Annotated in this window: 15 protein-coding genes and 1 pseudogene; 7 read left to right on the top strand and 9 right to left on the bottom strand. The window is 45.8% G+C overall.

Annotated elements, in window-relative coordinates; translation table 11 throughout:
- The first annotated feature begins 32 nt into the window (after positions 1-32).
- Positions 33-203, top strand: coding sequence for a hypothetical protein (locus RID53_RS15770; RefSeq protein WP_446389001.1), 171 nt, complete (start codon positions 33-35; stop codon positions 201-203).
- Positions 204-220: 17 nt separating this feature from the next.
- On the opposite strand, the gene RID53_RS15765 is transcribed toward RID53_RS15770, so the two are convergent.
- Together RID53_RS15765 and RID53_RS15760 are read right to left on the bottom strand one after the other, a co-directional pair.
- Positions 221-2782 carry a trypsin-like peptidase domain-containing protein gene (locus tag RID53_RS15765; protein ID WP_446389000.1) on the bottom strand — a complete coding sequence of 854 codons (2562 nt, stop codon included), beginning with the start codon at positions 2780-2782 and terminating at the stop codon, positions 221-223.
- A 3-nt stretch (positions 2783-2785) separates the two neighbouring features.
- Positions 2786-3106 carry a CU044_2847 family protein gene (locus tag RID53_RS15760; protein ID WP_446388999.1) on the bottom strand — a complete coding sequence of 107 codons (321 nt, stop codon included), beginning with the start codon at positions 3104-3106 and terminating at the stop codon, positions 2786-2788.
- A gap of 363 nt (positions 3107-3469) precedes the next feature.
- Between RID53_RS15760 and RID53_RS15755 the strand changes: the two genes are divergently transcribed.
- Positions 3470-5803: an ATP-dependent helicase gene (locus tag RID53_RS15755; protein ID WP_446388998.1), complete on the top strand. Its 2334-nt coding sequence runs from the start codon at positions 3470-3472 to the stop codon at positions 5801-5803.
- 473 nt (positions 5804-6276) lie between these two features.
- On the opposite strand, the gene ftsH is transcribed toward RID53_RS15755, so the two are convergent.
- A complete protein-coding gene (ftsH, locus tag RID53_RS15750) occupies positions 6277-8304 on the bottom strand; it encodes an ATP-dependent zinc metalloprotease FtsH (RefSeq protein ID WP_446388997.1) in 2028 nt (675 codons plus the stop codon).
- 247 nt (positions 8305-8551) lie between these two features.
- Between ftsH and RID53_RS15745 the strand changes: the two genes are divergently transcribed.
- The 3 genes from RID53_RS15745 to ureC all read left to right on the top strand — a co-directional run bounded on the left by RID53_RS15745 (position 8552) and on the right by ureC (position 11698).
- A complete protein-coding gene (locus RID53_RS15745) occupies positions 8552-9097 on the top strand; it encodes an NADPH-dependent FMN reductase (RefSeq protein ID WP_446388996.1) in 546 nt (181 codons plus the stop codon).
- A gap of 399 nt (positions 9098-9496) precedes the next feature.
- Entirely contained in the window at positions 9497-9778 is a 282-nt protein-coding gene (locus RID53_RS15740) for a DUF1830 domain-containing protein (RefSeq protein WP_446388995.1), read from the top strand.
- 201 nt (positions 9779-9979) lie between these two features.
- Positions 9980-11698, top strand: a complete 1719-nt coding sequence (gene ureC / locus RID53_RS15735; protein ID WP_446388994.1) for an urease subunit alpha — start codon at positions 9980-9982, stop codon at positions 11696-11698.
- A 265-nt stretch (positions 11699-11963) separates the two neighbouring features.
- Here the strand turns inward: ureC and RID53_RS15730 are convergent, their stop codons facing one another.
- The 4 genes from RID53_RS15730 to RID53_RS15715 all read right to left on the bottom strand — a co-directional run bounded on the left by RID53_RS15730 (position 11964) and on the right by RID53_RS15715 (position 15959).
- Positions 11964-12524 carry a hypothetical protein gene (locus tag RID53_RS15730; protein WP_446388993.1) on the bottom strand — a complete coding sequence of 187 codons (561 nt, stop codon included), beginning with the start codon at positions 12522-12524 and terminating at the stop codon, positions 11964-11966.
- Entirely contained in the window at positions 12514-13878 is a 1365-nt protein-coding gene (locus RID53_RS15725; protein ID WP_446388992.1) for an AAA family ATPase, read from the bottom strand. Before RID53_RS15725 ends, RID53_RS15730 begins: the two co-directional genes overlap by 11 nt.
- A 26-nt stretch (positions 13879-13904) precedes the next feature.
- Positions 13905-14888, bottom strand: coding sequence for a glycosyltransferase family 2 protein (locus RID53_RS15720; protein ID WP_446388991.1), 984 nt, complete (start codon positions 14886-14888; stop codon positions 13905-13907).
- Positions 14889-14987: 99 nt separating this feature from the next.
- Positions 14988-15959, bottom strand: a complete 972-nt coding sequence (locus RID53_RS15715; protein ID WP_446388990.1) for an aromatic ring-hydroxylating dioxygenase subunit alpha — start codon at positions 15957-15959, stop codon at positions 14988-14990.
- 43 nt (positions 15960-16002) lie between these two features.
- Here RID53_RS15715 and RID53_RS15710 point away from each other — a divergent pair.
- Together RID53_RS15710 and menB are read left to right on the top strand one after the other, a co-directional pair.
- Positions 16003-16521: pseudogene (locus tag RID53_RS15710) on the top strand (aldo/keto reductase); the annotation flags it as partial.
- A 9-nt stretch (positions 16522-16530) separates the two neighbouring features.
- The gene (gene menB, locus RID53_RS15705; RefSeq protein WP_446389053.1) at positions 16531-17364 is read left to right on the top strand and encodes a 1,4-dihydroxy-2-naphthoyl-CoA synthase; all 834 of its coding nucleotides are present in this window, start codon (positions 16531-16533) and stop codon (positions 17362-17364) included.
- A 273-nt stretch (positions 17365-17637) separates the two neighbouring features.
- Here menB and RID53_RS15700 read toward each other — a convergent pair whose 3' ends face one another.
- Positions 17638-17946 (bottom strand): hypothetical protein, encoded by a 309-nt coding sequence (locus RID53_RS15700; RefSeq protein ID WP_446388989.1) that lies wholly within the window; start codon positions 17944-17946, stop codon positions 17638-17640.
- A gap of 335 nt (positions 17947-18281) precedes the next feature.
- A complete protein-coding gene (locus RID53_RS15695) occupies positions 18282-18824 on the bottom strand; it encodes a DUF721 domain-containing protein (protein ID WP_446388988.1) in 543 nt (180 codons plus the stop codon).
- Positions 18825-18857: the final 33 nt, after the last annotated feature.

Below are 18857 nucleotides of genomic sequence, written 5' to 3'. Positions count from 1 at the left end.
GATGTTTCCAACCGCTATGGCGATTGCTATCAGTGAAGTGGATTACTATTTTTATCGTTAAACCGAACTTTATTAGCCATGTCGTACAGCGACTTTACCCTCTTGCGATAACACCAAACTTTACTGTATTTTTAATGACAGTAGGGAGTGCGATCGCACTTTTCCATTCATCCGCCAGAATGCTTTCTACTGTGGGTGTGTAGCGTTTCGGAGTATGTGTTTAACGAGAGCGATCGCATTCCATCTGGGCAAAGTGTTCCATTAACATCCGGTGGATGAAGATGTAACCACCGCCAACTTTTTGGAGGAAGATGCGATCGGTGGCGTAGTCGAGAAAACGGGCATAATTCCAGGGGATGTAACCATCACGATAAAGGATGAGGCGTAAAGTGAAGTGTTGGATGCAAGCTTTACCACCTCCAGCAATCAGCGCAATCAGCCCAACAATCAGCCCAACAATCAGCTCAGAAATCCGCCCAACAATCAGCGCAATTAGCCCAACAATCAGCCCAACAATCAGCCAACTGATTAATCCAATAATCCCAGCATTCTTGGCTGTTTCATAAATACCTTGGTTGGGAATTGTTTTTGTCGCTATTGCCGAACCTTTTATTCCACTAATCAGCCCATAAATTACTCCCAAAATCAGCCCACAAATTACTCCCAAAATCAGCCCATAAATTACTCCCAAAATCAGCCCATAAATCAGCACATAAATCAGCATTACAATTACCTCAAAAATGCCCCCAAAAATTAAACTTTCAGTCAGACAATAAATCAGCGTTACAATCATCCCCAAAAGCCCCCCCACACTTAACCCATTTTTCAGTCCATTTTTCAGTCCATTTTTCAGCGATTTTTTTACGCCTTTTGTATAAAAAATTAATGTTTCTACTGTTTGTATTTTTGTTTTATTCCACATAGATATAAGTCCATTAATTGAACTGAATAATAGCTCATAAATTAGCCCTACGAACAGCCCGTAACTTAGTCCATCAAACAGAAAAAACAGTCCAAAAAATAGCCGAAAAATCAGGAAGCTAATCAGCCAAGCAATTAAGAAGATTCCAATCTCATAAAGTATTTTATTGCCTTTAGTTGTTAACCCTATTGGTTGTATTTTTTCAATTAAAAATACGGTCTGTGACTCCTGAACTAATATTTGGGCTAGCCAAGTAAGCCAACGTATGGATTGATCTGGCGAGTATCGTTGCTCAACCTTAACGCGAGTAGGACGATGAAACATTTGCTCAATGTAGGCATCAAATAGCTGATTACGCCGTTCTTCCACAACTTCAGTTTTCGGCAAATCTTCAACAGCTACTCCCTTGTAAGCTAGAACCATAATATTGAGCATTAATGGTGACTTCGCCAGCTCCTGCAACGCCCTATCCTCTTCAATTAATGCTCTTAACCCAGTCAAATCAACCTTTATACTGTCTAAGTAGTGAACCGCTTGTTCTTTCTTGAGTGACTTTAAATAAATTGCACTTTGAAAGTTGAGACGGTTAGAGAGGGCTGAGTAGTCTTTAATCCGACTACAAACGACCATCTCTGGAGCATAATCTTGATGAAAATCATTCAAAGCCGCAACACAACTATCCCGCTGTTCTGCGTCCACTTCATCCAAACCATCCAGCAGCAGCAGAAGTTCCTGTTTTTTTACCCAGTCCTGCCCAATTGACTTAGGTATTTGATACTTGCTGTTGAGTTCCCCCACGAGCCAATCCGCAATCGTCTGCTTTTTACCCGCCCAAGAGGATAAGTTAAATACGACAGGAATGCGGTAATCTAGACCCTGTTCGGAGCGGTTAACTAAATCACGGGTTAGTTCCAGTAAGCTGGTAGTTTTCCCCGCTCCAGGTTCTCCTAGAATCAACAGTGTTCGTCCCTCACCCAACTGGTCAAAGATAGAAATAACTTTAGTTCCTTTGGGTAAAGGTTTTTGTGTCGCCTCAGTTGTTTCTAATTCCATGTTCCAGGAAGAAACGACAGCATTAGCGTGTTCCTCCAACCCCAACTCAATTATCACCTGATTATAGAGAGATTTTTCCAGAACACCTTTGACCCAAAAGTTGTTTACTTTTGTCAGTAATGCCTGACGATTGCGGTATTCTTGGCGAGTTAGGGGCGGTTTTTGTTCTGGATTTATCGGGCGGCGATCGCGTTCTAAATCCCGCCAGCGGCGATCGCGTTGATGAAACTGCTCCTGAAACTCTCGCAATTGGGGAAACTTTTCCAGAATCGTGGCAGTTGGCACGGCTCCACCCCCCAAATCGAAAGAGCGATCGCGGGTAAACTTAACCATCCCACAAACCTTACCCGTTCGCTGATTCAGCAACGGTGCGCCACTCATCCCTGGTCGCACCTGTCCCAAAGCCAACTTAATTAACTCTGGTTCATCCCCGGTTAACCCTTCACAGTTCAATGTCACCGGACAGCCATTGTCAAAATCTTGATCAGGATAGCCAAATAGATAGAGCGGATCGCGGGATTGAATCGCCTCATCCAAATACACACAAGGCGGATTGGCATCAGTAGGAAGCGTCACCCGCAACAGCGCTAAATCATAAGGGTTAGGGAACAAGTCCTCTACCACCGCCTCTGACCAATTCTCCTGCTTTTGCCACCAGACTTGAACAGGTTCACCCTTCGCTCTTACCACATGAGCGCAAGTGAGAATCCATTCTGGAGCCACAAAAAAGCCTGTACCCCAACCCATTTGACCAGGAAGGGAAAGCTTCACCGTACATTGTTCCAGCAGATCCTCGACGCGACTCATTATTTAAGCTTTAGATTGAGCTTCCCATTCCAACGTAATTTCCAGATTCGCTTTACCCGATCCTTTGACAATTACCGCTGTCAATTGTCCAGACTCGATTGCCATTTCCATGCCAAATTTTACCGTCGCCTTCTTGGGTTTGACTTTTTTCAGGGGTGTAGCTATCATCTGAACCACACCTTCAATTGCATCAGCGACAGGCTGAAACTGCTTTGAGTCAAAGCTGACATCCTCTCGCCCCGTGGTTGTCACCTCAAAGAAAGCGATCGCCCCATTGGGAAGCTCAACTGGAACCGTGTCACTGCGGGATTCGGCAAAGGTCATTTCATCTGTCTCCTCGGAATTACTAGACTGTTACTGACTAAAGCCTGTAGACTAACGCTCTTATTCAGAACTTACGCAGCTACGCCAACTATAATGGCAATGGTGCGTTACGCTACGCTAACACACCCTACATATAGAGCCTTTGCGTAAGTCCTATTATTGTCACTTTCGGAAGAGCCAAGCATAATACCCTTACTATGATAGAGTTTGGCAATTCTCCCCTAAAACATGAATTTCTATCAGTTTCTCAACGTCCCAATGCCTAGTAATCATGGCTTTCAGCAATCAGCTTTGACGGTTCTTTTCCCAGAGTGACAAGAAAGCGATAAAAATATTCAATCCTGATCACGTTTCCCCGAAACAATGCCAGATCATTCCAACACCAGTCAAAATACTGTACAACTGTCCCTCACTGCTTTCAGGGAACAGGAATTGCAACGCCTGCGGAATAGCTTACGTCAGGGACAACAACCGATGGCAGATTGGCAGGGGGGTTCTCTGGCGGTGTCAGCGGTACCGGGTGCGGGGAAGTCTACGGGAATGGCTGTTGCGGCGGCTATTGCGATCGCACGATATCAACTTCATGGTAAACGACAATTAGTCGTGGTTACGTTTACGCGATCGGCGGCGGCTTCAATTAAGGGCAAAATTCGCGAGTACCTCAAACCGCTACGCTTACCCCAAAATAGTTTTGTCGTCTATACGCTGCATGGATTAGCCCTCAATATTGCCAACCGCCATCCGGATTTATCGGGGATTAATTTAGATACACTAACCGTTGTCACCCCGAATCAAAGCCACCGCCTAATTCGCGCTTGTGTAGAACAGTGGATTGCCTCGAATCCGCGCCGCTATTCTACTTTATTGGAAGGAGTTAGTTTTGATGGGGAAGAAACGGAACGATTGCGGCGACAATCGGTATTGCGAACCGAAGTGTTACCGTCTTTAGCCTATACCGTGATTCACGAAGCCAAAAGTTCGGGATTATTACCGGAAGACTTATGGGTAATCAGTCAACAAACCAATGACCCTTATGACATATTAGCGATCGCAGCCGGATTATACGAACAGTATCAACGAGTGACGCGATCGCGAGACTTTATTGATTATGATGATATGATTCTGGCAGCGTTGCGAGTGCTAGACGATAACACCGTGCGTCAACTGTGGCAGAGGCAATTCTTTGCCGTCTTTGAAGACGAGGCACAGGATTCGAGTCCCCTCCAATATCGCTTATTACAAACCCTAGCCGCTGATCCCAGTAATCCTTACAGTCCCCTCAATTTAATCCGGGTGGGTGACCCAAATCAAGCGATTAACTCCACCTTTACTCCCGCTGACCCCATTTATTTTAATCGCTTTTGTACCCAATGCCAGGAACAACAGCGCCTAGCTACCATGGATCAAGCGGGTCGTAGTACACCGATTATTATTAATGCGGCTAATTTTATCCTCAATTGGGTGAATCAAACCTATACGCAAAACCAGGATGAATCCACTCGTCCCTTTCGTCCCCAAACCATCCACCCCGTACCCCCCGATGACCCCCAAACTGACGCCAATCCCCAGCCAGAGGGGAGAGGGTTAGAAATCTATCAACCCAGTGATATTTATCAAACGGTAGAATTGTTGGGACAACGAGTAATAGACCTATTTACCCGCAACCCAGACCATAACGCCGCCGTCTTAGTCCGGGAAAATCGCCAAGGTAATTTTATCGCCCAGAAACTCGACTATCTCAAACGCCAGCATGGGATTGACGTGTATGATGTGCAAGGGAGCGATCGCCATTCCCACATTCCCATTGAAATACTGGCATTATTGCAATTTATCGACCGTCCCCATTCTCCCGACTACCTAAAAGCCGCATTAGACGTTCTGGTTAAACGCCAACTGATTCCCACCCAAGACTTAAACGCCCTCGCCACCTATCCCGAACAATTCCTCTATCCTGGACCCCTTGACCCCACTCAATCCCCTGGAGTCAGTCAAGCCGCCAGATATTGTCGTAGTCTCTTACGGGCGCGTCTAGAATTACCCCATTATCAGCTTATTTCCTTCTTAGCCCTCACCTTAAAATACGACCAATCAGAACTCGCCACAGCCGATAAATTAGCGGAACGAGTGGTCAAACAAACCTATAGTAGCAGCGCCATGCCTGCTACCTTAGCCGCCTTAAGTGAAATTGTCTCCTCGGAACGATTTGAACCCGTCGAAACCGACAACGCAGACTCTCGCTATCTACGTCACCGTCAACTCACCATCATCACCATGCACAAAGCCAAAGGCTTAGATTGGGACTACGTATTTCTCCCCTTTCTCCACGAAGACACCATTCCCGGTAATCCTTGGGTACCCACCGCCGCCCAATTCTTAGGCGATTTCACCTTAGCTGAAGTCGCCCGGGCGCAAATTCGCGCCAGTTTGCACGAACACCCCCTACCCACAGCCTTAGAAGCCTGGGAGAAAGCGGGACAACTCAAAACCGCCGAAGAATATCGGTTATTATATGTTGCCATGACCCGCGCTAAACGACTTTTATGGATGTCGGCGGCACAAAAAGGACCCTTTCGCTGGAATACCTTCAGTGGACAAGCTTCAGATAATTTGCAGATAAAAAAGCCTTGTCCTGTGTTACCCGTATTAAGTCGTCGCTTCCCGGATTCAGTGGTTTCCCTAGCGACGTGTCAGCACTAACCGAATTTCCCAACCGAGTCAGCAAAAATTGAACCAGGCGGGTATTTCTTTTGCTGAAGATATACCTCAATCTGTAAACTGTCATGCATTTACAGCAGTTTTCAAGTTAGTAGACTACAGACGATCATTGCGCTGAAAAGCAAGCCGATACAATTTTGTATTCCATACAGCATTTCTCAGTCTAGTGAGGTACAGTAACAAGACGAGGTTAGCCTCTGTGAGTGCAAAAGTCTTATTCTCAATGTACCTCACCAGCATGGAAAACGCTGTAAACGTGAAAAGCGCTGTAAATTGGGAATTAGTAGCGAGCAAGATGCTCGCACTACAAGGATTTTGCCATGCTTGACATTAAGGTTTAAACGCCGAACAGCTTATTTAATCTAGTTAAGTTTATTTCCACCAACCTACTTAGACGAAAAAGCATAAGACATCAACCTTACAGCCTTCTGCCTTCTGCTTTCCTTTTTGCCTTCCTAATGTATCACCGCCATTTGTTTTTCTGGCAGTTGGGTGTGTTCGGCAACAATTTGTCGGAATTGCTCCCCTTCAATGGTTTCCTGTTCCAACAAAATGTCCACTAAGCGATCAATCAACGGTCGATTGTCGCGAATTAGCTGACGCGCTTGTTCATAGCATTGCATCGCGATCGCTTGAACTCGATGATCGATTTTAGCGGCAACTTCTTCGGAATAGTCCGATCGCTGTGTCCAACCACCGCCGAGAAACACTTCGCTATCCGGGCGTTCCAGAGCAACCGGACCTAAATCAGACATTCCGTAGCGAGTCACCATCTCACGCGCCAGTTCTGCCACTTTCTTAATATCACTGGCGGCACCAATAGTCACTTCACTATGACCAAAGACTTCTTCTTCCGACGCCCGCCCCCCTAAAGCGATGGTAATCTGATCAATCAGCCACGTCCGGGGCAAGTACAAATCACCCAGATCCGTAGAGCGACTGATATCCATAAATTCCTCATTGGGTAAGGGTTGGGCAAACCCACCCACACCACCGGAACGGGGCAAAATTGTCACCTTATTTAAGGGATCAGAATTTTTCAGGATGGTCATCAGCAAAGCATGTCCAACCTCATGGTAAGCAATTAATCGCTTCTTCTTACTATCCAGAAGCGGCGTCATTTGCAGACCAATGCTCACCCGATCAATGGCATCATCAATTTCTAGAGGTGTGATTGCCTCTTTACGCCGTCGGGCGGTGAGGATCGCCGCCTCGTTAAGTAGGTTCGCCAAATCCGCGCCCGAAAATCCCGGAGTGCGTCGGGCGATCGCTTCTAAGGATATCTCTGGTGCTAATTTCTTATTCCGACTATGGACATCCAAGATCCCCAGCCGTCCGTTATAGGTGGGTAGATCGACCATAACATGGCGATCAAATCGCCCCGGTCTAAGCAGGGCGGAATCTAAGACATCGGGACGGTTGGTCGCCGCAATAATGATAATCCCCGTATTTCCCTCAAATCCATCCATTTCTGTGAGCAACTGATTGAGGGTTTGCTCTCGCTCATCGTTACCCCCACCGATACCCGCACCCCGTTGTCTGCCCACGGCATCAATTTCGTCGATGAAGATTAAGCAGGGAGCATTTTCTTTGGCTTTTTTGAATAAATCCCGCACTCGCGAGGCACCTACCCCGACGAACATCTCCACAAACTCACTGCCCGAAATGCTAAAGAACGGAACTCCCGCTTCTCCCGCGATCGCTTTTGCCAGCAGCGTTTTCCCTGTACCCGGAGGACCGACTAACAGCACCCCTTTGGGAATACGCGCACCGATGGCGGTAAACCGTTCCGGTTGTTTGAGAAATGTGACAACTTCTTGCAATTCTTCTTTCGCTTCTTCAATCCCCGCCACATCCCCAAACTGTATCCCTGTTTTCGCTTCCATCTGAAAGCGAGCGCGAGATTTGCCAAAGTTTAACGCTTGACCGGAACTACTCGCCGAACGGCGCAGAATCATCATCAGTCCGGCGAGCAAGAGTAAGAGCAAAAATAACTGCATCACCAACCCTACAGCGGCGGAATTATTCGTGGTTGGTGTCACATCCAAGGGAATATTGGTGTTCCGCAATTTGCCAATCAGTTCGCCATTTTGCTCCAGTAGCATGATCTCTTGAGGAGGTTCGGCGTCTTCCTGTCCGACTAAGTAGACTCTGGCAACATCACGGGCGGGGTCTAGTTCAACTTTTTCGATATCACAATCCGTTTTCGATGTCTGACTCGGTGGGTTCTCTTCGTCTGGGGATGAGGGTGGCGGCGTGCAGGCATCAATTTGCCGCAAAAGCTGCCCATAGCTTAACGATGGCTTTTGCTCCGTTTGTTGCGCTTGGGCAGGGACACCCAGCATCACACCTTGAACGATCACTAAACTGGTTACCATACGCCACCAATACCGGAGTTTATTCTGTGGCGGTTTTGGCTTCCTTGTTGAACCTCTACGCGGTTCTTGTCCCATCCATGATCTCATCCAGGAACTGTTGTTCATCCAAAATTTCCCTTGTTGGTCCTGTCTATTAACTCGCAGCATTATGCTGCCAAGGCGTGACGCGGCACGTTCAACTGCTTTACCAACCTCTAGTTTAGCGTTCCTCCAATCTAGCCGTGGCTAGGAGAGGATGCAATCGTGTTTTCGGAAAAGTGAAGGAGTAGGCAGGGTGTGGCGTGTGGGGTGTGGGATGTCAGGAACCAGGGAACTAAGGTATTTTGTATTAGAAAGTATTCATCGGCAAGACATGGTAAAAATTGTTGGCATTAATGGTAGCCTGCGAGCTAAATCCTATAGTTATCAAGCTTTAACCTTAGCCATTCAGCGTGTACAAGCCTTGGGCGCATCCACAGAAATTCTTGACCTGCGACAGATGCAGTTACCCTTTTGTATCGGTAGCGATGACTATCCCGGTTATCCTGATGTGATCCGATTACGGGAAACGGTACAGGACGCTGATGGCTTAATTTTGGTTACACCGGAATATCATGGGGGCGTGAGTGGGGTACTCAAAAATGCCCTAGATTTGATGACATTTGACCATTTATCGGGTAAGGTAACAGGGCTGCTCAGTGTTTTAGGCGGTCAAGCCAATAGTAATGCCCTCAATGAACTCCGGCTGATTATCCGTTGGGTTCATGGTTGGGTGATTCCAGAGCAAATTGCTTTTGGTCGAGCTTGGCAAGCCTTTGGCGAGGATGGCAAGCTTTTAGATGAGAAACTCTCAAAGCGTTTAGATCAGTTTGCGGAGAGTTTAGTGGATCATTCTCGTAAACTGCGGGGCGTATCATAACATTTTTAAGTGATATCAGTCTGAATCGTTCTCATCTCAGAGTCGCCGGAGATAAATCCCCTCTGATTTTGCCGACAAATTGTATAAGTATGTTACTAAAAAATGACTGAACGAAGATTCGTTTAAATTAAATAGCCTGTTGGCTGTTTCCCGTTCTCGCTTTCCGGTTGCCAAAATTCCACTAAGGTGGTTTAATGATAAACCGCTTATCCTTCGTCGCTTCTGAGGGTTTGACAGGTTAAATGTCAATACCCTTTGTATTTAATTTTGTCAACAAATATAAAATTTAGTGTAAATTTAACAATTGTTTTTAGTAAACTTAAACTCTAATTTGTAAAAATTAAAATAGAGGGAGTCAATCACCTTCGCTTTGTTACTCAAGAACACCTAAGACCCATCATGATGATATCAGCCATTCCTTCACAACCGACGAGTGCTTCTGCTCAACGTCTTTGTAGCTATGCCAACACAACTAGCTCACTGCAAGTGATTCGGATTGGTAACCCTAGCGCTTACAGTTTTGAGCGTGTTGTGTTTCCCGGCGATCGCCTGTTGTTTGAAGCGGCATCGGATGCTCAACTCGAAGTTTTATCAACTTATCTGGGTCAAGCGATCAAGATTGAAAAAATCCCCTGTCGCCAGTTACAGGTTGACGTTGATCAGCCTCGGCTATCAGCTTAAGAAAGAAATAGCATAAAGAAGGCACATTGGTATAGGTTCTCAAACAAAACTTAACATTGTTTGAAACTCATGTTGCCACAATAGATAAGGACTGGGGAGGACATCGGTTTCCTCCTCTTTTTTTGCTCGTTTTAGGGCGTGCGATCGCGCAGAAATGCCGTATAATTGACCCGCCCCATAGCATCTGCCAGAGAAACCGCGATGAGTTACCGAATGGATCGCCGCGCTTACGCTGAAACCTATGGTCCGACTGTAGGCGATCGCATCCGTCTTGCTGATACCGAATTGTTCATTGAAGTGGAACGGGATTTCACCACGTATGGGGATGAAGTCAAGTTTGGTGGCGGGAAAGTCATTCGCGATGGGATGGGACAATCTCCTATATCAAATGCAGATGGGGCGGTGGATCTGGTGATTACCAATGCCCTGATTTTGGATTGGTGGGGAATCGTTAAAGCCGATATTGGGATTAAAGAGGGCAAAATTTTCCAGATTGGCAAAGCCGGAAATCCCAATATTCAAGATAACGTCGATATTATTATCGGTCCGGGGACGGAAGCTGTGGCGGGGGAAGGGATGATTCTCACGGCTGGGGGAATTGATTCCCATATTCACTTTATCTGTCCCCAACAAATCGAAGTCGCGATCGCATCCGGGATTACCACGATGTTAGGCGGCGGTACAGGACCGGCGACAGGTACCAACGCCACGACTTGCACACCGGGTCCGTGGAATATGTACCGGATGCTACAAGCCGCCGATGCGTTTCCGGTAAACTTGGGATTTCTAGGCAAAGGCAATAGTAGTCAACCCCAAGGACTTGTAGAACAAGTGTTAGCGGGGGCAATGGGGTTAAAGTTACACGAAGATTGGGGAACCACACCAGCCACAATAGACACCTGTCTCAGCGTCGCCGATGAGTATGATGTGCAAGTCGCCATCCATACCGACACCCTCAACGAAGCCGGATTTGTGGAAAACACGATCGCGGCATTCAAAAACCGCGCCATCCATACCTACCATACCGAAGGCGCAGGTGGGGGTCATGCCCCCGATATTATCAAGGTTTGTGGGCAAGCTAATGTTTTGCCCTCTTCCACGAATCCCACTCGCCCCTACACGATGAATACCTTGGAAGAACATCTGGATATGTTGATGGTATGCCATCACTTAGATCGGGGGATTCCAGAAGATGTCGCCTTTGCCGAGTCCCGGATTCGCCGGGAAACGATCGCGGCTGAGGATATTTTGCATGATTTAGGCGCATTTAGTATGATTGCCTCCGATTCTCAGGCGATGGGGCGAGTCGGGGAAGTGATTATTCGCACCTGGCAAACGGCGCACAAAATGAAAGTGCAACGGGGTGTTTTATCTCCTCCCTCTGGGGAAGCGGTGGAACATGATAACGTTCGGGCAAAGCGGTATGTGGCAAAGTACACAATTAACCCGGCGATTACCCATGGCATTGCTGACTATGTAGGTTCCGTGGAGAAAGGGAAACTGGCTGATTTATGTCTGTGGAAACCCGCCTTTTTTGGCGTCAAACCGGAGATTGTGATCAAAGGCGGTGCGATCGCTTGGTCTCAAATGGGGGATGCCAATGCCAGTATACCCACACCCCAACCGATTCACAGCCGTCCCATGTTTGGCAGTTTTGGTGGTGCGATCGCGGCTACGTCGTTAACCTTTGTCTCTCAGGCGGCATTAGACCGAGATATTGCGACACAATTGAAACTACAAAAACCTACGGTTGCGGTGTCCAATACCCGGCAAGTAAGTAAGCGAGATATGAAATTAAATGAGGCATTACCGGAGATGGAGGTTGACCCAGAAACCTATGAAGTTAGGGCAGATGGAGAATTGTTAATTTGCGAACCAGCTAAGAGTTTACCGATGGCACAGCGTTACTTTTTATTTTAAGAGAACAGTGCGATCATGCTTTCTGCTGTCTTTGTCTGAAAGGCTTGGTTTAGATACTTCCAACGCGGTGATTAAACTAAGCTAGAACTTGGACTGTCATCTATAAAAAAGATTATATAGATTATATAGCAGTAGACACATCGATTAGGACTTTCGGCACCATTGTAGAGACGCGCCATGGCGCGTCTCTACTTTAGCCGGAAATTTATTTCCCGGCTATAGGCTATATGGTGACTCTATTTAGCTAATCGGTGTAATCTTAGATCTATGGTACGCGATCGCACCAGGTTGCCAGTAATCGCTTAGACTCCGGTTTTGCACCACTTTTTAGCCACTCAATCGGTGTCTCTTCTTCTACTTTATCGGGATTTACCCACACAATGTCTTTGAGTGCGTTAATTTCACTAGCCGCCTGACTAAAAAATGTTCTGGCTGTATTATCATCCAACGATATCACAGTTTTATCCGTCGCGATCGCGGCTTCCAGTAATCGTACATCTTTGAACATTTCTGCACGTTGTTTGTCCGTAGCAGCAATCAGATCAATTTTATCCCATAACTCCTTATCGCCTGAAACCTCTTTTAAAAAGACAAACTTTCCTTTAGCCACCATTCGACGACGCCATCTCAGCGCAAATATTGATTGATGCTTATCCCACTCTTCTTTAATATCTGATGTCATTACAATTTTGTGGCAGATATCCAAAACAGCTTGTAAGAAATCCCGACAATGTACTGAAGTTGGATAAGTCGCATCCTCTCCGCCAGATGAACGGGCAACTGACGCATCAATTACCAGTCGCTTGGAAACCCCTTTAGCTACCACTGGAACCTTCCGATAAACGAGATTCAGCCGCATTTAAATAGCGGCTTTCTAGTTTTAGAGATACATCGCTAAAATCTTCAGGAAAATCTCCAAACGCACCCGCTTCATCTAAATCAGCACTACTAACCTTCGTCATCCCATCATCTCCCCGTGTAAACCAGTGCAATTTTACCAAATCTGGCGATAATTGGCGTTCTGCGACTAAAGATTGAACCGCTAAAAGTAGCAATTCACTGTGAGTTTCTATAACAACACGCACACCTCGTTTAGCTGCATCTGCTAGTATATTCGCTAAAGCAGCTTGGGCGCGAGGATGTAAGTGAAGTTCGGGTTGTTCTATGTACACTAACTGTCCTGGTTCTGCTACCAGAAGCGCTACTAAAACTGGTAAAACTTGAGAGACACCGATACCAACATCAGCAATGCTAAAACGACCTATCCGTAATTCAACCTGTACATCATTAACCTGCACAGCTTCAATTTTAGGTAATCCAATTATCTCAAGGGTTTTATTTAAATGCTTAATATGTTTATCATTTGATTCCTGCCATTCATTAATTATACTGGCAACGTAATTCTCAAAAGTACCGGAAAATTCGCTGCCAATAGCTGTGGTAGGATAAGTCCGTTCGGGATTACCTCTTAGCCCTGGCAGATGAATCATTTTGCGAATATTGGTTTTAAATAAATTTGTATGAGAATGGCTATCATATAAATTGGCATCCAGCAATGTACTTTTGTCGGTATTTATACTCACAAAAATTTTAGATTTACAGGTTAAATCAAGGAAACAACGTTCAAGATTAATGCTATATTCTAAGTGGTCAACCATTTCTCCTGTGTTTTGTATAATCCATCCAATAGACTCATTTTTATTTTGATAATACTCTGTCAAAAAATACAATATTTCTTGACGAGCCATTCCTTTCCAAAATCTGTTTTCTTTTTCTCCTTCTTTATGTTTAATTTCAAAATTTGTTAATTTACCCCGATTTGCGGCTTTAAATTTTTGAAGTAAACTTTTTGATTGATCTATTTCTATATTTGTCGAAAATACGCAAATATTTTTCTTTGATTTGAATTGAGAAAATATTTGTTCATTAGCAGTAAATCGCACATTCGGACCATTCAGTAACAATGCACCAGGGTCATAGGGTGCTTCCAGAGTTTGCTTCATCAGCAATAATGGCTGCATGATGCTGGATTTACCGGAACTATTCGCACCTGCCAAAATGGTTAAGGGACGGATTTCAATACTGCACTCGTCATAAAGAGACTTAAACCCCTGTACAGAAATCCTAGTAATTCCCTGAACTTCCTTGTCGTTGCTTTCAGGTGATGTAGATTGACTCATAAGTTAAATACACTCTTTCTTTTGTTTTACCGCTTTTGTTCCATATCCGCATAAGCCGCATAAACTCCCTGCACGTTATACCAATTCAGGAAAATTCGGGCAACTTCCAAGGCTAACTGCGGCTTCCCACGATTAATCAACCATTGCAAAAAGGATGCCATAGTTCGTTCATTGAGTCTCCCACCGATAGAAAGAACCCCCCACAATATCCGGTGCAGCCATGTCATCTGAATCATCATTCGCACATCCCAAGTCGGATGTTTTTGATAAAATAAGACCCCCATGCGTCCCCGTTGAATTTCTCGGTCAATCATGCGGGGAATTTGGTCTAAATTAAACGGAGGATGCCAATGATAGCCAACAGCCGCCGGACATTTAATCAGTTTTAAGCCTAATTGTTTGAGGCGAACACCCAGTTCTAAGTCTTCCCAACCATAGAGTTGAAAACGAGTGTCAAAGAGTCCTGCTTCCTCCAACCACTTCCGCGCGATCGCCACATTTCCAGTAGCAAAATAGGCGGCGGAAAAATCCGTTATCTTGTAGGGTTCCGAACTGGGATTATCGAAATTGTTGGTATTAATTACCCAGCCGTAAGTAAAGACGCGATCGCTCCCTAATTGCTGTTGTCCCTGTATCAATGCATCCGCATGGGCTTGGAGGAAATTCTCGGTGACGACTAAATCGCTATCAATAAAGATAATTGTATCGCCTTTAGCCTGCTCAACGCCTAGATTTCGGGCGGCGGCTGGACCCAGGTGATCTTGAGAGAGCGATCGCACTTTGGACAGTTCCTGACGATGAGAGTCCAGCCACTCTAGGGTACCATCTGTTGAGCCATCATCTACAACGACGACTTCATAGCCAGCGACAACAGTATTGTCCCTGAGATGTTGGTGTTCTAAAGCTTTTAGGCACTTTTGTAGAATGGGTAGACGATTATACGTTGGAATAACAATGCTGAAAAATAAGGATGAGGGATGGGGTATTACAGATGAATTTTTGTTCTTCATTCAGGGGTAAGCGATTGGAGGACTTATGTATTATGAATCAGGGCGGGTTTTGTTGTTCCGTTAGTGGTGAATATCGGAATTTAGTCCCTAAACCCGCCCCTACGGTATCGTGCCAAATGTCACCCCCTTTTGTTTCAGCCAGCGACGGTAAGCTAGGGAGGCTTGATCACTGGGAAAATGACATTCCTTTTGTAAATCTAACGGTAATAATCGAGGACGTTGTGACTCAACAATGGGAATATCTTGAGCCACAACTTTATCTTGAAACGCTTTTAATTCAGCTTCAGGAACATCAAACCCATAATTCATCGCTAACCCCATCCAGCCCAGACATTCGGTTTCCGTGACGGGCGTGACGGTAAAAAAAATAGCCAAGTTCCCTTGAGTTGATGCTTTGATAAAATGAGCCGTTAGTGGACGCAAAATTCGATAACTATAGGTGACATAACTACCTTTACCTGTACCATCAGGATCAGGTTGCCAGATTTTGATATTGTCAATCATAATTTCATCTGGGGTAGAGTGGACATGATAGTCCGCGATCGCACTTTGACACTCGTCTCCCAGCACTCCCTGATGAACAAAGGGAAAATGAGCCAAATCCAGAAAATTTTCCAAGGCGCGAAAACCGCTAGCGCGATAATAATATGCACCGCAGAGAATTTTCCGATAACTGGGGTCATCCCACTCCGGGAAATAAGGAAGTGTATCCTTGGGTTGACCCAGAGATGTCCAAATTAAGCCGTAGCGTTTAATAATAGGATAAGTCGTCAAACTAGCACTTGCTGGTGGTGTCAGGTGAGGATGAGCAGGAATGCGAATGCAGTTTCCCTTTCGGTCATACGCCAAGCCGTGATAAGGACAGATCAAATTGCCTGAGCGAACAACTCCTCGTGATAAAGCCGCCCCTCGGTGCGGACATTGATCTTGCCCAACCGAGAAGTCTTCGCCATCATGCCACATCACTAAATCATGTTCCAGCAACCGTATAGACTGCACCGTACCCGCAGTAAAGTTATCAGCCGCCGCAATAACGTGCCAGTCGTTGAGCAAAACTGAGTCTTTGAACATACTTTTTGAACATACTTAAAGTATGGTAAACGGATAAAAGTTGATGACCGATAACGACAAAGCCGTTAGTGATCACTCTCCACTCAACCCCCAGCGCAGACAGTTTCTCAAACGATGCGGTGTCCTTGGTGCAGGAATTGCTCTCTCTGACTTAATTTTGCAATCAGTCAACCAACCTGTTGCAGCCGCACCGCTCCCAAAAACGCTCCTTGCAGGAGATATAAATAGTATGACAAGCCTCAACCCTGGAGAAATCCCCCGTCGTCCCCTGGGGCGCACTGGTGTAGATGTCTCCGCCATTGGCTTAGGCGGCGCTCATTTGGGTCATGCGTCGAGTCAGGAGGAAGCAATCCGCATTGTCCAAGAAGCCGTTGACGCGGGAATCACGTTTATGGATAATGCCTGGGAATATAATAACCATCGCAGTGAAGAATTGATGGGCAAAGCCCTGGCTGGGCGGCGTGATCAAGTTTTTCTGATGACCAAAGTCTGCACCCATGGACGCGATGCGAGTGTGGCGATGCAACAATTGGAAGAATCACTGCGGCGACTGAAAACGGAAAATACTGATATGTCAATTGACTGGCAAACCGCCAAAACCTACGAGGATATTCTTTATCACAAAGCCGACGGTATCGCCAAAATCACCATTAATCGCCCCCACAAGCGCAACGCCTTCCGCCCTAAAACTGTTTTTGAACTCTACGACGCCTTTTGTAACGCCCGCGAAGACCAGAGAATTGGCGTTGTCCTATTAACCGGGGCGGGTCCTCACACCGATGGTAAATATGCCTTCTGTTCTGGAGGGGATCAAAGTGTCCGGGATAAGGCAGGATACGTTGGCGATGATGGCGTTCCTCGCTTAAATGTCTTAGACTTACAACGCCTGATTCGTTCGATGCCCAAAGTCGTGATTGCCTTAGTTGCCGGGTATGCCATTGGCGGCGGTCATGTCTTGCACGTTATCTGTGACCTAACCATTGCCGCAGATAATGCCATCTTTGGGCAAACTGGTCCAAAAGTTGGCAGTTTTGATGGCGGGTTTGGCGCTAGCTATCTCGCCCGAATCGTGGGTCAGAAGAAAGCCCGGGAGATTTGGTTCCTCTGCCGCCAGTATACGGCACAAGAGGCGCTGGATATGGGTTTGGTGAATACTGTTGTCCCTGTAGACCAGTTGGAAGCGGAGGGGATTCAATGGGCAAGGGAAATTTTACAAAAAAGTCCCATCGCTATCCGTTGCTTAAAAGCGGCGTTTAACGCTGACTGTGATGGTCAAGCAGGTTTGCAAGAATTGGCGGGAAATGCCACATTACTGTACTACATGACGGAGGAGGGGTCAGAAGGGAAACAAGCCTTCCTGGAAAAGCGCCCTCCTGATTTCCGTCAATATCCTTGGTTACCGTAGTTTGACACTGTTCGTTAGGTCTTTCACTCGGTCGGGGCGGGTTTAGTCACATCTAGGTAAGGTCAGAAACGATAACGGTGAAACCCGCCCCTACATCAATTTTCTCAAAGATTAAGATTTGGTTATCAAAGATTAATTAAAAGGAAATCCACTAAAACGATAAAACTTAAGGGTAAGCTTTATGCCTTTACTGATCTGAATGTGTTCAATTGATGAAGGCTGTAAGTAACCTCTAATCAACCGATACTCTAGCCGAGCCTTATAAAAGGGAAATCACACAAGAGCAACTTTAGTTGCCTCGTTTTCAGGGTTTGATGTCTGAACTTTTGTCGAGCGTGTCGGCTGGGAATGGCTATGTGAGCAGGTTGTAGCTAAATCTTCTCTCAACATGCGTTGATCATCAAGCCATATTTGCTCAAAACTTTCCCACGAGGGCGCAAAGGGTGGTAGGGCTAAAGAACAAGCTTTCCAATTGGCTTTAACGGGTACGCCAAGTTGCTGACACATACCGCCGCGCCGTCCTTCAAGTTGGTAATAGCGACAAAACTGACAAGCGGACGTTGAGCATTTAAAGGTCTTCATTGGATGTCTTAAAAAATGAACGTTTAATTAGCTGCCTATATCTTCTTAATTTCCATTATTTTTTACTTAAACTATTGATACTTTATATTTTCTTTATAATTGCTTTATATATGAACATATTTTCGCAAAGAAACGAAACAATCAGTTAAGCTTGGTCAGAAACTTGGTGAATTTTTGGTGAAACCCAATGGGGATCAAGTCTAACGGAAAACCTAATGTATAGTTAGATACGAAATTTTAGCGAGAAATTTTAACGAAAATGATAAGTTAAATCAATCTGATTGCCCAGCATTGATAAGCAGGGTCAAGGGGTGGGTAACCTCTCACCTAATCCACTAACCTTGCCACTGCTTGGTCGCACACAAGCCACAAACGTGCCAGCGCTTCAGTTCTCCTGGCGGTGTGGGACAATGACATTGCGGACAAAGGGGCAAGTTCTGCGATCGCGCCTTAATTTTTGCCGCCCACTGTTCAAATGCCGTTTGGGGTGTAGGCGGTTCCACAGGCGGATCGGCAGACGATGAGACCTCCGGTTCATCCACAAGGCTGGGATGTTCCGATTCCTCAGCCTGGGGTAAGGTTTGCTCTTGATACCACCATCCGGGCGAAAAACGGATAGTCTCTATCGGCGTGGACAATCGAGCATTAAGCTGTTTCAAAATAGAACGGCAATTTAAACTCAGATCTTGAGACCAAACCGAACTTGACGTGGCAACATAAAGAATATTCCGGGATAGTGAATGGGGTCTAGTTTGCTGCGCCCTATCTGCACCCACAACCTCAGCCCAACAGTCGCGGATCTGTTGAAATTGCTTTTGACCTTGCCAAAACGGCTGATTATCCAGTGCTTCTACTATATGATTAAGAGATTTCAGCATGAGTATTTATGCTTCCCTATACAGCTATCTTAA

This window comes from Coleofasciculus sp. B1-GNL1-01 (assembly GCF_040220235.1).
In the GTDB taxonomy this organism is placed as follows: domain Bacteria; phylum Cyanobacteriota; class Cyanobacteriia; order Cyanobacteriales; family Coleofasciculaceae; genus Coleofasciculus.
Note: the sequence above shows the minus strand (reverse complement) of the source record. Positions and strands in the feature narration are given on the sequence as shown.

Excerpts from the sequence above, each read along its gene's own strand:
- RID53_RS15765 (WP_446389000.1), bottom strand. The coding sequence starts at position 2,782 with ATGAGTCGCGTCGAGGATCTGCTGGAACAATGTACGGTGAAGCTTTCC.
- RID53_RS15760 (WP_446388999.1), bottom strand. The coding sequence starts at position 3,106 with ATGACCTTTGCCGAATCCCGCAGTGACACGGTTCCAGTTGAGCTTCCC.
- RID53_RS15755 (WP_446388998.1), top strand. The coding sequence starts at position 3,470 with ATGCCAGATCATTCCAACACCAGTCAAAATACTGTACAACTGTCCCTC.
- ftsH (WP_446388997.1), bottom strand. The coding sequence starts at position 8,304 with ATGAACAACAGTTCCTGGATGAGATCATGGATGGGACAAGAACCGCGT.
- RID53_RS15745 (WP_446388996.1), top strand. The coding sequence starts at position 8,552 with ATGGTAAAAATTGTTGGCATTAATGGTAGCCTGCGAGCTAAATCCTAT.
- RID53_RS15740 (WP_446388995.1), top strand. The coding sequence starts at position 9,497 with ATGATGATATCAGCCATTCCTTCACAACCGACGAGTGCTTCTGCTCAA.
- ureC (WP_446388994.1), top strand. The coding sequence starts at position 9,980 with ATGAGTTACCGAATGGATCGCCGCGCTTACGCTGAAACCTATGGTCCG.
- RID53_RS15725 (WP_446388992.1), bottom strand. The coding sequence starts at position 13,878 with ATGAGTCAATCTACATCACCTGAAAGCAACGACAAGGAAGTTCAGGGA.
- RID53_RS15720 (WP_446388991.1), bottom strand. The coding sequence starts at position 14,888 with ATGAAGAACAAAAATTCATCTGTAATACCCCATCCCTCATCCTTATTT.
- RID53_RS15715 (WP_446388990.1), bottom strand. The coding sequence starts at position 15,959 with ATGTTCAAAGACTCAGTTTTGCTCAACGACTGGCACGTTATTGCGGCG.
- menB (WP_446389053.1), top strand. The coding sequence starts at position 16,531 with ATGTCAATTGACTGGCAAACCGCCAAAACCTACGAGGATATTCTTTAT.
- RID53_RS15700 (WP_446388989.1), bottom strand. The coding sequence starts at position 17,946 with ATGAAGACCTTTAAATGCTCAACGTCCGCTTGTCAGTTTTGTCGCTAT.
- RID53_RS15695 (WP_446388988.1), bottom strand. The coding sequence starts at position 18,824 with ATGCTGAAATCTCTTAATCATATAGTAGAAGCACTGGATAATCAGCCG.